10 protein-coding genes and 4 pseudogenes are annotated in these 14,122 nt (G+C 63.9%); 11 read left to right on the top strand and 3 right to left on the bottom strand.

The features are described 5' to 3' along the window. From PYR64_RS21710 to PYR64_RS21680, 7 genes and pseudogenes are all read left to right on the top strand, one after another. Positions 1-1,195, top strand: a pseudogene (locus PYR64_RS21710) (molybdopterin dinucleotide binding domain-containing protein); the annotation flags it as partial. Positions 1,196-1,354: 159 nt separating this feature from the next. Continuing rightward, positions 1,355-2,571: pseudogene (gene fdhA / locus PYR64_RS21705) on the top strand (formaldehyde dehydrogenase, glutathione-independent). Positions 2,572-2,668: 97 nt separating this feature from the next. Continuing rightward, positions 2,669-3,933: pseudogene (locus tag PYR64_RS21700) on the top strand (molybdopterin molybdotransferase MoeA). Next, the gene (fdhD, locus tag PYR64_RS21695) at positions 3,921-4,799 is read left to right on the top strand and encodes a formate dehydrogenase accessory sulfurtransferase FdhD (protein WP_275777619.1); all 879 of its coding nucleotides are present in this window, start codon (positions 3,921-3,923) and stop codon (positions 4,797-4,799) included. The pseudogene PYR64_RS21700 and the gene fdhD overlap by 13 nt, the downstream one beginning before the upstream one ends. A 128-nt stretch (positions 4,800-4,927) precedes the next feature. Then, the gene (locus tag PYR64_RS21690; protein WP_275777617.1) at positions 4,928-5,734 is read left to right on the top strand and encodes an IclR family transcriptional regulator; all 807 of its coding nucleotides are present in this window, start codon (positions 4,928-4,930) and stop codon (positions 5,732-5,734) included. A gap of 267 nt (positions 5,735-6,001) precedes the next feature. Further along, positions 6,002-8,020: a BCCT family transporter gene (locus PYR64_RS21685; RefSeq protein WP_235338864.1), complete on the top strand. Its 2,019-nt coding sequence runs from the start codon at positions 6,002-6,004 to the stop codon at positions 8,018-8,020. 73 nt (positions 8,021-8,093) lie between these two features. Then, the gene (locus PYR64_RS21680; protein ID WP_018779508.1) at positions 8,094-8,270 is read left to right on the top strand and encodes a hypothetical protein; all 177 of its coding nucleotides are present in this window, start codon (positions 8,094-8,096) and stop codon (positions 8,268-8,270) included. A gap of 110 nt (positions 8,271-8,380) precedes the next feature. On the opposite strand, the gene PYR64_RS21675 is transcribed toward PYR64_RS21680, so the two are convergent. Next, complete coding sequence (locus PYR64_RS21675; RefSeq protein WP_275777611.1) at positions 8,381-9,073, bottom strand: fasciclin domain-containing protein; 693 nt, start codon at positions 9,071-9,073, stop codon at positions 8,381-8,383. 224 nt (positions 9,074-9,297) lie between these two features. After that, complete coding sequence (locus PYR64_RS21670) at positions 9,298-9,672, bottom strand: VOC family protein (RefSeq protein WP_275777609.1); 375 nt, start codon at positions 9,670-9,672, stop codon at positions 9,298-9,300. A gap of 252 nt (positions 9,673-9,924) precedes the next feature. Here PYR64_RS21670 and PYR64_RS21665 point away from each other — a divergent pair, with 252 nt between their 5' ends. Next, positions 9,925-10,497, top strand: a complete 573-nt coding sequence (locus tag PYR64_RS21665) for a GNAT family N-acetyltransferase (RefSeq protein WP_018779512.1) — start codon at positions 9,925-9,927, stop codon at positions 10,495-10,497. An 11-nt stretch (positions 10,498-10,508) separates the two neighbouring features. Here PYR64_RS21665 and PYR64_RS21660 read toward each other — a convergent pair whose 3' ends face one another. Beyond that, positions 10,509-11,273: an IclR family transcriptional regulator gene (locus tag PYR64_RS21660; protein ID WP_275777607.1), complete on the bottom strand. Its 765-nt coding sequence runs from the start codon at positions 11,271-11,273 to the stop codon at positions 10,509-10,511. Positions 11,274-11,460: 187 nt separating this feature from the next. On the opposite strand from PYR64_RS21660, the gene PYR64_RS21655 reads away from it, so the two are divergent. The 3 genes and pseudogenes from PYR64_RS21655 to PYR64_RS21775 all read left to right on the top strand — a co-directional run bounded on the left by PYR64_RS21655 (position 11,461) and on the right by PYR64_RS21775 (position 14,112). Continuing rightward, entirely contained in the window at positions 11,461-12,192 is a 732-nt protein-coding gene (locus PYR64_RS21655; RefSeq protein WP_055973938.1) for a CoA transferase subunit A, read from the top strand. A 17-nt stretch (positions 12,193-12,209) separates the two neighbouring features. Beyond that, positions 12,210-12,905: a CoA transferase subunit B gene (locus tag PYR64_RS21650; RefSeq protein WP_275777605.1), complete on the top strand. Its 696-nt coding sequence runs from the start codon at positions 12,210-12,212 to the stop codon at positions 12,903-12,905. After that, positions 12,902-14,112, top strand: a pseudogene (locus tag PYR64_RS21775) (acetyl-CoA acetyltransferase). Before PYR64_RS21650 ends, PYR64_RS21775 begins: the two are co-directional and overlap by 4 nt. The last annotated feature ends 10 nt before the right edge of the window (positions 14,113-14,122 follow it).

Genomic DNA, 14,122 nt, shown 5'->3' with positions numbered 1-14,122 from the left:
TGCTGGGCCATGGGCCTCACGCAGCACAGCACTCCGTGCCCACGCTCCGCGACGTTGTGAACGTCTTGCTGCTCCAAGGAAACATCGGCAAGCCCGGCGCCGGCGTCTGCCCTGTGCGTGGCCACTCGAATGTCCAGGGCGACCGCACCATGGGCATCTTTGAGAAGATGCCGGAAGCATTCCACGACCGACTGGACCAGGAATTCGAATTCCGTTCGCCCCGGGACCACGGCTATGACACTGTTGCGGCCATCCGTGCCATGCGGGACGGGAAAGTCCGTTTCTTCATGGGAATGGGCGGCAATTTCGTGCGGGCCGCCCCCGACTCGGAGGTCACCGAGCACGCCTTGGCCAACACCCGGTTGACCGTCCAGATCTCCACCAAGCTGAACCACTCGCACCTGTCCACCGGCCGGCGGGCACTGATCCTGCCGACCCTCGGCCGCACCGAAAAGGACACCAGCGAACCGGTGACCAGCGGGTCACCGTGGAAGATTCCATGAGTGCTGTCCACGCCTCACGTGGCCGCCTGAAGCCTGCAAGCGAGCACCTCCACTCCGAAGTCGCGATCGTCTGCAACCTCGCGGAAAAGCTTTTCACCGACGGGTACCAACGCTTGCCCAACGCCCCCAGGGCTTCCTGGCTCGCCATGAGGGACGACTACACCCTGATCAGGAAACACATCGAGGCGGTCTTCGACGGTTTCGAAGACTTCGAAGCCCGGATCCAGCATCCCGGCGGCTTCGTGCTGCCCCACCCGCCCCGCGACGCCAGGAAGTTCGACACAGCCTCCGGGAAAGCGCACTTCACGGGCAATGAACTGGAGTTCATCAAAGTCCCGCCGGGCAAGCTGGTCCTCCAAACCCTGCGCTCCCACGACCAGTACAACACCACCATTTACGGCAAGGACGACCGGTACCGCGGCATCCACGGCGGGCGTCGGGTGGTGCTGATCAACGCAGGGGACATCAGCGAGCTCGGCTTTGCCGATGGGGACATGGTCCACCTGGTCTCAGAGTTCCACGGGACAGAGCGACGGGCCGAAAACTTCCGCATCGTTTCCTATTCGACGCCGAAAGGCTGCGCCGCCGCGTACTACCCCGAAACCAACGTCCTGGTGCCGCTGGATTCCGTCGCCGACACCAGCGGCACCCCGACCTCGAAGTCCGTGATCATCCGGCTGGAAAAGGCCTAGCCGCACCACAACTGTCCATTTGTCCGTTTATCGATATGTCCAACTGTCCGTGAATGGTGCTTCGGTGGCCTGAAACCTGGGGAGGTATTCCTCATCGAAGCACCGCTTTCGGACCGTTGGACAGCTCAGTTCAACAACAGCAAGGAACAGGGAGTAACCATGTCAGGAAACAGAGCAGTCGCCTACAAGGAACCCGGTGTCGTCGAAATCATCGACACCGACTACCCAACGTTTGAACTCAAGGACGGACCGGGCGTCAACCCGGCCAACGTCGGCAGGAAGGTCCCGCATGGGGCCATCCTGCGGACAGTGACCACCAACATCTGCGGTTCGGACCAGCACATGGTCGCGGACGCACCACCGCACCGCAGAACCTTGTCCTTGGCCACGAAATCACCGGTGAAGTGGTGGAGGTGGGACCCGACGTCGAATTCATCAAGGTAGGTGACATCGTCTCGGTTCCGTTCAACATCTCCTGTGGCCGCTGCCGGAACTGCAAGGAACAGAAGACCGGCATCTGCCTCAACGTCAACCCCGACCGCCCCGGCAGCGCCTACGGCTACGTGGACATGGGGGGCTGGGTCGGCGGACAGGCGGAGTATGTCCTGGTCCCGTACGCGGACTGGAACCTCCTGCGCTTCCCGGACCGGGACCAGGCCCTGGAGAAGATCATGGACCTGACCATGCTCTCGGACATTTTCCCCACCGGCTTCCACGGCGCAGTCACAGCCGGTGTCGGCGTCGGGTCCACCGTGTACGTTGCCGGTGCCGGTCCCGTGGGCATCGCTGCCGCGGTCGGCGCCCAACTGCTGGGGGCCGCCGTCGTGATTGTGGGCGACATGTACGAGGACCGCCTGGCCCAGGCCCGATCCTTCGGCTGCGAAACCGTCAACGTCTCCCAAGGCGATCCCAAGGATCAGATCGAGCAGATCCTGGGCGTTCCGGAAGTGGACTGCGGCGTTGACGCTGTGGGCTTCGAAGCCCGGGGACACGGAAAGGACGCCTCGCACGAAGCCCCGGCCACCGTGCTGAACTCACTCATGGATATCACCGCGGCCGGCGGCGCCCTGGGCATCCCGGGCCTCTACGTGACCGGCGATCCGGGCGGAATCGACGACGCCGCCAAGCACGGTTCGCTCTCCCTGTCGTTGGGGACGGGCTGGGCCAAGTCCTTGTCCTTCACCACCGGTCAATGCCCCGTGATGAAGTACAACCGCCAATTGATGATGGCCATCCTCCACGACAAGGTCCAGATCGCCAAGGCGGTCAACGCCCAGGCCATCCCGCTCGAAGACGCCCCCCGCGGCTACGCCGAATTCGACGCCGGAGCCGCAACCAAGTTCGTACTGAACCCCAACGGTTACGTGAAGGCCTGACAACAGCTACCGGGGACTGCGCGGCAGTAATTACGGGAAGGCCGTGCAGTCCCCGGTGCCTTCCACACCGGAAGCACCACCCAGGAAACGGACATCCATGCTTGCACAAGAGGAGTTAACAGCCGGCCTCCAGCGGAACCATGCCATGACGTGGGCCGAAGCCCGGCAACTGGCGTACCACTGCGCAGCTCCCCTCCCCTCCGCACCAACAAACCTCGACGCGGCGATCGGCTGCACTTTGGCCCGCGATGTTGTTGCCCGGCAGGACCTTCCCCATTACGCGTCATCAGCCATGGACGGCTGGGCCATCAGCGGTGAAGGGCCCTGGGCACTCACCGGGCCCGGGCGGCGCCTTTCTGCCGGAGAAGCCAGTGTCATTGCCACCGGAGGCCTTATTCCTGCCGGAGCCACCACCGTGCTCCGCAAGGAAAGCGGACAGCTGTCCGACGACGGGCACCTCACCTTGGGGCCGGAGGTGAAACCGGGCGAAACACTTCCCGGCCGCCACATCCGCCCGGCCGGCGAAGAAGCCACCGCAGGCGACGTCCTCATACCCGCCGGCACCCTCCTCAATCCGGCACACCTTGCCCTGGCCGCGGTGGCCGGCCACGATCAGCTGCAGGTACAGCGCAAGCCGAGGGTCGCCGTCGTCATGACCGGTTCTGAAGTGGTCACCTCAGGTGACCCCGCGCCCGGACAGGTGCGCGATGCTTTTGGTCCGCAGCTCAATGCCGTCATCCCGCAATTGGGCGGAGTGCCGGATGGGCAGCTACGGATCGGCGACTCGTACGGAGAGTGGCTGGCGGCACTGGACGGCGCCGGTGGCGGGCGGCGTCCCGAGGTGACGATCACCACCGGAGGCACCGGAAAATCCGGTACAGACCACTTCCGTGCCGCCGTTGGGGCGCTCGGCGGGCGGCTCCTGCTGGACGGGGTAGCCATGCGCCCCGGACATCCCGCCGTCATGGCCGAACTGCCGGACGGTCACTTCATCATCGGGCTGCCGGGCAATCCGCTGGCAGCCATGCTGGCCCTCATGACCCTGGGCGAACCCCTGCTCGCCGCCCTGGGAAACCGCCCTTCCAGGAGGCCACTCCGCTGCTTTCCGGCGCCGACATCGAACCCGTTCAGGGAAAGACGCGCCTCATACCCTGCCGGCTCATCCGCGGGCTGGTGTTCCCGGCCGCCCACGCTGGTCCCGGGATGATGCGCGGGCTCGCGTGGGCCGACGCGTATATGGCGGTGCCTCCGGAAGGAGCAGTGGCCGGCGAGCCGGTTCCCGTGCTGCCCCTGCCATGGACAGCGCCCATCGGTAACCCGGGCCAGAACCAGCCAGGAAGGCCCACCGTATGGCCCGCATGACGCAGCGCAGGAAAATCCACCGTTTCCAGCTCGATGGGACGGGCGGCGAGCACCCTGTTCGTCACAAAGAGGACGTCCTGGCTGCCGAGGAGCCACTGGAAATCAGGATCGGTGGGACCTCCTTCGCAGTGACAATGCGGACACCCGGGGACGACTTCGATCTTGTGGCCGGGTTCCTGGTGTCCGAGGGCATCATCCGGAACCCATCGGAACTGCTCTCCCTGCGGTTCTGTGCCGGCGAAAAGGACGGGACACAGACCTTCAATGTCGTCGACGCCCAGCTGCGCCCGGACGTGCCCCTGCCGGACACCAAACGCCACGTCTACACGTCCAGCTCTTGCGGCATCTGCGGAACCGACTCGATCGACGCCGTGCGCAAGACCATCCACTACGATGCGTCCCTGGATGGGCTGCGGGTTCCCGTTGATCTCCTGGCCGGGCTGCCGGACCGCCTCCGTGAGGCCCAGGCCGTTTTCGACAGGACCGGCGGTGTCCATGCTGCGGGACTCTTCAGGGTGGATGGTTCCGAGCCGGAGCTCCTGTGCCTTCGCGAGGACGTGGGGCGCCACAACGCCGTCGACAAGGTGGTGGGGTGGGCACTCCGCCAGGACCTGTTGCCGCTGACGGGCCTGGTCCTGCAGGTCTCCGGCAGGGCATCGTTCGAACTCGTCCAGAAGGCCGCGCTGGCCGGAATACCGGTCTTGTCAGCGGTCAGCGCACCCTCGAGCCTGGCGGCCGATCTTGCAGTGGGGACCGGCCTGACCCTGGTGGGCTTCAGCCGTGGCCACAGCCTGAACGTCTATGCAGGAAGGGAACGACTCATCGATTCACGGGCCAACGTCCCGGAGGTGGCCGTCAGCGCATAAGTTACGAGTGCCCCATGATGTGAAAGAGTCCGTGTAAAACTCCGTCTAGGATGAGGAAAGACGAGGGTGCAGGCCGTTCAGGGCTACCAGGCCCAGGGCCGCCTGCCTGGACAACGACACGAGGCAGCATGGCCGCACGCAACAACCCGGACTTCGAAAAGGACGCGGACGCCCAGGGCGGAGGCGTCCAGTCAGTGGACCGCGCCCTCCAGATCCTGGAAATCCTGGCCCGGGAAGGCGACGCCGGAGTGAGCGAAATCGCCGAGGAGATGGGCGTCCACAAATCCACCGTGTCCCGGCTTGTGGGCTCCCTGGTTGGCCGCGACCTCGTCCGGCAAAACAGCGAACGTGGCAAGTACCAGTTGGGCTTCGGCATCCTCCGCCTGGCGTCATCCATCCCCGGCAGGCTGAGTGTTGTCCACGAGGCACGGGAAGTGCTGGAGGCCCTGGCTCACGAGTACAAGGAGACGGTCAATCTGGCTGTCCTGAGGTCCAACTATGCGGTCAACGTGGACCAGGCGATGGGACCGTCGACGTTGGCCACCTATGACTGGGTGGGGAGCCTGACGCCGTTGCATGCCACGTCGAGCGGCAAGGTTCTCCTGGCAGCACTGACGGCAGACGAAAGAACCCAGGTTTTCAAGGCGGTCGGGCTGCCTGCACGAACGCCCCGCACGGTGACGAACCGCGGAGAGCTGGAGAAGCAACTGCTGGACGTGGCCCGCAACGGATACGCCACGGTCCACGAAGAGTTTGAGATCGGCCTCACCGCCGTGGCTGTGCCCATTTTCAACCACACCGGCAGTGTCATTGCCGCCGTGAGCATCTCCGGTCCGGCGTTCCGTTTTTCGCCAGAAGAGCAGCCGGGCCTCATCGATGGACTGCGCGAGGCCGGGCTGAGTATCAGCGCCAGGATGGGCTACAGGCCCCGTTAGTCCGGACCCGTAACCAGCTCTTCCCCCGCGGCGCTCTTGGCGCAACGGTCATCATGATAGGCAACACCCCACGTCAAGGCCAATTGATATATCAAGTGGCCGTCAAAGACGGGAAAAGCCTTGACTTTGATGTGTGACGGGGCGCACTCTGTTGCTTAGCGCGAATGTTGTTGATTCATGCGGAACGTTCCTAACCTTCTCCGAACGCACAGCCCAAGGCCGTGTATCAACGCAAAACCCATGACTCGCCGAGCAAAGGACCCGCTCATGGCTACAAACAGTGACATAAAACCGTTAACACCTGAGGAGTTGCCTGCCGACGATCGTCCGGCAGGCAGTCCAGCAACCCGACCCGCCCACGTGGAGCTCCCTGAAGAAGTCATCAGCAGCTCCCCCGATGCAACAAACCCGGCAGCCCTCAACGACGAGGATGGAGGCGCAGAGACTCTCCCCGATTCTGAAGAATACGATCAGATCCTGGTGGAACTGCGCAACGCCAAGACCGAGCAGGCCGTCTCCGCCCGCCGGAACCAGAAACTTACCCTCGACAAAGTCACCTTCGGGATCACGGGCGCCATCGCCGTCGCCTTCGTGGTCTGGGGCTTTGTCGGACGCGACAGCCTTTCGGAAACATCCAAAGGGGCCCTGAACTGGGTCATGGAATACACAGGCTGGCTCTTCATGGTCCTCGCCTCCTTGTTCGTCGTCTTTGTCCTGTGGCTGGCCCTGGGCAAATTCGGCAACATCCCGCTGGGCAAGGACGGCGAGAAGCCCGAATTCCGCACCGTCTCCTGGGTGGCCATGATGTTCGCCGCGGGCATGGGCATCGGCCTCATGTTCTACGGCGTGGCTGAGCCTCTCTACCACTACATCTCGCCCCCGCCAGGAACCGTGGACGGCCGCACGCCCGCCGCCATCCAGACCGCCATGGCCACCTCGATCTTCCACTGGACCCTCCACCCGTGGGCCATGTACGCAGTGGTTGGCATCGCCATGGCCTACGGGACCTACCGCCTCGGCCGCAAACAGCTGGTCTCCGCAGCGTTCACTTCGCTGTTCGGCATCCGGATGGTCGAAGGGCCGATCGGAAAGTTCATCAACATCCTTGCCATCTTTGCCACCCTCTTCGGAACCGCTGCTTCCCTGGGCCTCGGCGCCCTGCAAATCGGCAGCGGCATGACGTCCAACGGCTGGGTGGGTGAGATCGGCACTCCCGTGCTGGTGGTCATCGTGGCCGTCCTGACGTTCTGCTTCGTAGCATCAGCGGTTTCCGGCATCAGCCGCGGAATCCAGTGGCTGTCCAACATCAACATGGTCCTGGCCGTGGTGCTTGCACTCATCGTCTTCGTTGCCGGCCCCACCCTGTTCATCCTCAACCTGATCCCCTCGGCCATCGGCGACTACGCCCGCGACCTCGCGGAGATGTCGTCCAGGACAGAAGCCGTGGGCGATGACGCGTTGCGCAGCTGGATGACCAGCTGGACCATCTTCTACTGGGCCTGGTGGATCTCCTGGACGCCCTTCGTTGGCCTCTTTATCGCGCGCATCAGCCGAGGCCGCACCATCCGCCAATTCGTTACCGGCGTGCTTCTGGTCCCCAGCGTTGTCAGCGTGATCTGGTTCGGCATCTTCGGCGGAGCCGCATTCCACGTCCAGCAGGAAGCGGACAAGGCCGGTACGCCCGGCCTGGTGACCACGACCAACGGGGTCCCTTCAGTCAACTTCGACGGCGCACTCTTCGACCTCGTCAAGAACCTTGGAATGCCCGGCTGGGCCACGGCCGCTGTCATTGTCCTGGCCATGGTGCTCGTGGCGATCTTCTTCATCACCGGTGCCGACGCGGCCTCCATCGTCATGGGCTCACTCAGCTCCAACGGTGCTGAGCACCCCCGCCGTGCCGTGGTCATCTTCTGGGGAAGCCTCACCGGTGCTGTTGCAGCGGTCATGCTGCTGGCTGGTGGTGATGAACCATCCGAAGCCCTGGCCGGATTGCAAAGAGTCACCATCGTGGCGGCGCTGCCGTTCGTGATCGTCATGCTGCTGCTCTGTTTCGCCCTGACCAAGGACCTGCGGCGCGATCCCCTGTCGCTGCATAAGCGACTTGCCACCTCGGTGGTTGAACGAGCCATCCGGACCGGTGTCGAGCAACACGGCGGCGTCCAGTTCGACCTCGTCACCAAGCATGAGTGCGCCGGGAAATGTAACGAGTCCGATTGCCCCGGAGGAACGGCCACAGGGACCATACCGCTCGTCGGCAAACCCCAGCTGAACTCCGAAGACAAGTGACCGGCTCCGCCCCAAGCACTTCACCTGCACAGTTCTTTACCTGCACAGTTCATCCCACATAGTTAGGGCCCGCATGTCTTACATCTCAACCACCGACGGAACCCTCCGGCTCAGCCACCAGGCAAACGACGTGACCCTCACCTTGGACGCCTCCAAGCCCATGACGCTGCGCATCGAGGTTGACCGTTGTCCCTGCGGCTCGGAACACAGCCGCCCCGGTTCCTACGTCGACAGCGACTTGAACAACTAGCACCGCAACTTAAAGCAGGCGCCGGATTCTTCCGGCGCCTGCTTTTGTTTGTACTGCTGTTGGCTGTTTGTACTGCTGTGGGGCTGTTTGTACTGCTGTGGGGCCTGGGCCTACTTGGGCATCAGCACCGAGTCAACCAGGTACACCGTGGCGTTGGCGGTCTGGACGCCACCGCAGATGACGTTGGCGCCATTCACGGTGAGGGCGTCCTTGGTGCCTGCAACAGTCACTTCGCCACCCTCTACAGTCTTGTGGGTGCCTACGATCTTGTCCGGGGACAGCTGGCCGGGGACTACGTGGTAGGTGAGGATCTTGCTCAGCAGGGCGTCATCGGTCTTGAGCGTTTCGATGGTGGCCGGGTCGATCTTGGCGAAAGCGTCATCAACCGGTGCGAAGACCGTGAATTCGCTGCCGTTCAGGGTGGAGACCAGGTCAACCTTGGGGTTGAGCTTGCCCGAGACGGCGGCGGTGAGGGTCTTGAGCAGCGGGTTGTTGGAAGCAGCGGTTGCTACCGGGTCCTTGGCCATTCCTGAGACCGAACCGGCACCGTCCGGAACCTGTGCGGCGTAGCCGGCGCAGCCGGGGCCTACAAGGTTGGCGGCGGGATCCATGGCGGCGCTGCTCATGGGGGACGACGACGGCGACGGTGCCGTCGACGACGGAGCCGCGGAGGAACTCATCGGGGCGGGTGACGAAGAAGAGGGCGAGCTGGAGGTGCTGGATCCACCACAGGCAGTGAGCCCGAGAAGGGTGGCTGCAGTGAGGCCAACGAAGGCGAGGGCGGGGCGCTTTGTGGACAACATGTCATTCTCCTTGTTTTTGGAACCAGGGCGTTGGGTCCATTGGGTGGTGGGACACGGGCTGCAGGTACCGCTTTTGCTGTACCTCCGGTTTGTGTCTCACCAACTATTCGGAGGATGGGGCAGGGTGGATGGGTGCGGATTGAAAAAGTTTTTCGAACCCTTTGAAACGGGGTTCACTTATGGCCCGCGGTGAGGCCATGCCGGGCCATAAGTGAACCCCGTTTTTACAAGTACGGCCGCGTGATGAGTTCGAGCGCGTGGCCCGAAGGGTCTTTGAAGTAGACGCCCCGGCCGCCGTGCTCGGTGTTCGTCTCACCCGGGCGGGTCATCTGCGGATCGGCCCAATGTTCGACGCCGGCACTCAGCAACCGCTGATAGGCGCGGTCGAAGTGTGCGTCGTCCACGAGGAACGCATAGTGCTGCATCTGGATCTCCACCGGCGGCTCAGCGAACTGGAGCATCACTCCTCCAGCCAAAGTGAGGTTGCAGAATGGTCCCCAGCCGGGAGCTTCGTCGGCTTCGAGGATGGACCGGTAGAACCTGGCAGAAATTTCGCGGTCAAGGGACGCGATGATGGTGTGGTTGAAAAGCGCTGGCATTCATGACTCCTTTTATGTGGGTTCGTTTCGATGGGTTGCTGGGTCATCGATCCACAAGGCGGAGCACGCTGGCGCGTCAGAGGTCGGCCGGGTAGCCGATCCGTGCAGGGCAGAAGCCCGATCCGGTCATCACGACCGCAAGCCTACCTGAGCGTCGCGGCAGTCCTGGCATATTTCCCGCCGTCGCCCCAAAACCCGTCCACCCGCCGTCGTCCGTTGCCCACCACCGGCCCGGGTGACAGGATGGGCGGCATGGCTATCGAGGTGAGACCGGCGACGGTGTTCGATGACGTGAAGACCATGGTCGGTCCAAAGCGCCCCGATTCCAACGTGTGCTGGTGCCTGAGTTACAGGATCCCGTCCAGGCTGAACCAAAGCCTCCAAAGACAGGAGCGCGGAAAGTACGTCGAGAAGCTGGTCGCCGAAGACCCGCCTCCCGGGGTGTTGGCGTACGACGGCGACGAAGTAGTTGGGTGGGCAGCGGTGCACCCGCGCGCGGACACCAGTTTCGCGACGAACCGAAAGATCCCGCAGGTGGACGATGCCAAGGTGTGGTCCGTGTGGTGCATCCGTGTGCGGCCCGGGCATCGCGGCAAGGGCATCTCCCACGAGTTGCTGCGCGGAGCCATCGAATTCGCCAAGAGCCATGGCGCCCCGTTCATTGAGGGCTATCCCGTGGACAACCAGGGCGGCAAAGTGGACCTGACCATGGCTTATGTGGGTACGCGAAAGCTCTTCGAGAAGGCCGGCTTCAAGAAGGTGGCCGAGACGACGTCCGTGCTCAACGGTTTCCCCCGGGTGCTCATGCGCCTGGACCTGCGCTGAAAACCATCCAATTAGGCGCCGTGTAACCGCGCCGTCATCCGGTGCGCTTCCTCGAGCAGCAGCTTGCCCAGGAACTCCTGCCGGTCAGGGCGGAACCGTGGCTCGATCCCCGTCAGGGACAAAGCCCACGCCGGCCGGCCCTGCGGGTCAAACACCGCAGCCCCCATGCCCCAGCTGCCTTCAAGAATCAGTCCGGGATTCACGGAGTAGCCGGTCAAACGGGTCTGCTCCAGGTTGTCCCGCACCACGTCCGCGGGGTGTCCTGAAGCGAAGTCTCCCGCATGTGCCGGCCAATCCGCCAGCAGGGACTCTTGCTCCTCAAGAGGCAGGAAAGCCATGATCGCCGTTCCTGCCGAAGCGATGCCCAGAGGAAAGCGGACGCCCTCGTGCAGCACGAACGACCTCACAGGGAACGAACCTTCTTCACGCAGCACGCACACTGTTTCATTGCCCCGGCGGATGGAGAAGAACGCGCTCTCCCCGGTTTCGGCTGCCAAGCGGCGCAATGACGGGCGGGCAATGTCTTCCATGGGAAAACGGGCCGCCGCCACCGACCCCAACAGAAAGACTTCCGGCCCCAACACCCATTTACCGGAGCTTGAATCGTGTTCCAGCAGGCCCTCCGCAGCCAGCGAGGTCAGTAGCCGGTGCACAGTTGGTCTAGTCAGCCCGGATTCACGAACCAAACCCGCCAACGAGGTGCCCTCGGGTTTCCGTCCCACCAGCCGAAGCAGCAGCGCTACGCGCCCCACCACTTGCGCTCCCTGTACCGTCACCACGACCTCCTGAAGATTTCATCCACAATATGGACAGCTTCCACCATAGCGTCCATAGGGTGAGTAGCCAACGGGAGAGAGCATTGACCCGTCCCCCCAATAAACCTAGGCTCCAAGGAAAGACCGGATTGTCCACAAAGTGGATGCCACTCAGCAACACTCAACATCACTCAACGAGGAGTCCACCATGTCCAAGATCCACGCGAGCGCAGCCCAAGCGCTCCATGACCTGATGGCAGACGGCCTGACCATCGCCGTCGGAGGTTTTGGCCTCAGCGGCATCCCCGCCGACCTGATCGACGCCGTTCGCGCGTCGGGCGCCACGGATCTGACCATTGTTTCCAACAACATGGGCGTGGACGGCAAGGGACTGGGCGTGCTGATCGAGGCGGGCCAGGTCCGGAAGGTCATTGCTTCCTACGTGGGCGAGAACAAGCTCTTCGCTGAGCAGTATTTGGCTGGCCAGCTGGAGGTCGAGTTCACCCCGCAGGGCACCCTGGCCGAGCGCCTTCGCGCCGGCGGCGCCGGCATTCCCGCTTTCTACACGCGGACGGGCGTGGGCACCTTGGTTGCCGAAGGCAAGCCGCTCGAAGAGTTCGACGGCGTCACGTACGTCCGCGAGCGCGCCATCACTGCCGACGTCGCACTGGTCCACGCCCACACCGCGGACACGGACGGCAACCTGATTTACCGCTACACCGCACGGAACTTCAACCCGGTGGTGGCCACGGCAGGCACCGTAACCATTGCCGAGGCCGAGGTCATCGTGGAACCGGGCGAGCTGGACCCCAACCACATTGTCACCCCGGGCGTCTACGTCCAACGGCTTGTCCAGGCAAGCAACCGGGTCAAGGACATCGAACAGCGCACAGTCCGCCAGCGTGCTGAAGCGCACCACGCCGAACCCCTCACGGTCTGAAGCAGAAGGAGCAAACCATGGCTTGGACACGAGACCAGATGGCCGCGATTGCGGCAGAAGAACTGAACGACGGCGACTACGTCAACCTCGGCATCGGCATTCCCACGCTGGTGGCCAACAACCTGCCCGATGGCGTGCGGGTAGTCCTCCAGAGCGAGAACGGGCTACTGGGCATGGGTCCGTTCCCTTATGAGGGCGAGGAAGACGCCGACCTTATCAACGCAGGCAAGCAAACAGTCACCATCACCCCCGGCGGGAGCATCTTCGACTCCGCAACGTCATTCGGCATGATCCGTGGCGGGCACGTGAAGGTAGCCATCCTTGGCGCCATGCAGGTGTCCGGCAGCGGCGACCTCGCCAACTGGACCATCCCCGGCAAGATGGTGAAGGGCATGGGCGGTGCCATGGACCTGGTGGCCGGGACACCGCGCGTCGTGGTCCTGACCGAGCACAACGCCAAGGACGGTTCGGCCAAGATCGTCACCGAATGCACCCTCCCCCTCACGGGACTCCGCTGCGTGGACCGGATCATCACGGACCTCGCCGTTTTCGACATCGTGCCGGTTACGGAAGGGAACGACGGCGGCACCCGCCTGCTGCTGACCCGACTCGCCCCGGGCGTCACCGTGGAAGAGCTCCGCGAAAAGACCGGGGCCGGGTTCGCGGTAGCGCTCGCCTCTGTTGAACACACCCTCGAAGGAGCCAACGCATGAGCCTCAAAGACCAGTTCGGCAAAGACATCCTGCTCACGGGATGGGGCCACAGCAAGTTCGGGAAGCTGACCGATGAGACTCTGGAATCCCTGATCGTCCAGGTGGCCGGGGAGGCCATCAGCAACTCCGGGCTGGACCCCAAGGACATCGACGAGATCTACCTCGGCCAGTTCAACTCCGGCATGCAGCCGCTGGGCTTCACGTCGTCCCTGGCACTCCAGCTCTCCGCGGACCTGGCCAACGTCCCCGCGACCCGGACGGAGAACGCCTGCGCTTCCGGGTCCGCCGCCTTCCTGCAAGGCGTCAAAGCCGTGCTGGCCGGGACTGCCCGGAACGTGCTGGTGATCGGTGCGGAAAAGATGACCGACGCCGGAGCCGACGTCGTGGGGGCAGCGCTGCTCGGCGCTTCCTACGAAATGGCTGGTAAAGCCTCCAGCACCGGATTCACGGGCCTCTTCGCGGAGGTCGCCAAGCATTATGACAAGCGCTACGGCGCAGGCATCACCGGTCCCGGTGTCCAAGGCCTCGGCGATGTCCTGGGTTCCATCGCCGCCAAGAACCACCGCAACGGCATGGACAACCCTTACGCCCAGATGCACCGCGACTTCGGCGAGGAATTCTGCCGGACCATTTCGGACAAGAACCCCATGGTGGCCGAACCGTTGCGCCGCACCGACTGTTCGCCGGTCTCGGACGGAGCTGCCGCCGTCGTGCTGTCAACGTCGGCGACCGTGGGTGCAACCGCCCCGTGCGCCTGGCCGGTTTCGGCCACGCGAACGATTTCTTCCCCGCAGAACGCCGCGATCCCACCGAATTCGCCGCCACCCGGGCGTCGTGGGAGCGCGCCTTCGCCATGGCCGGGGTCGGCATTGAGGGGCTGGACTTCGCCGAGGTTCACGACTGCTTCACCATCGCCGAACTCATCATGTACGAGGCCATGGGCCTGGCTCCCCGCGGTGAAGGATCCCGGGCCGTCACGGAGGGTTGGGTCTACAAGGACGGCAAGCTCCCCATCAACGTCTCCGGCGGCCTGAAAGCGAAGGGCCATCCGGTGGGCGCCACCGGTGTGTCGCAGCATGTCATCGCCGCGATGCAGCTCAGCGGAACCGCCGGCGACATGCAGTTGCCCAAAGCCCGTCGCGGAGCCGTCCAGAACATGGGCGGCGTGGGCATCGCCAACTATGTGAGCGTGCTGGAAGCCGTCTAGTCCATCTACG

The sequence above is a fragment of the Paenarthrobacter sp. Y-19 genome (genome assembly GCF_029223985.1).
GTDB classification, from domain to species: Bacteria; Actinomycetota; Actinomycetes; order Actinomycetales; family Micrococcaceae; genus Arthrobacter; species Arthrobacter nicotinovorans.
Note: the sequence above shows the minus strand (reverse complement) of the source record. Positions and strands in the feature narration are given on the sequence as shown.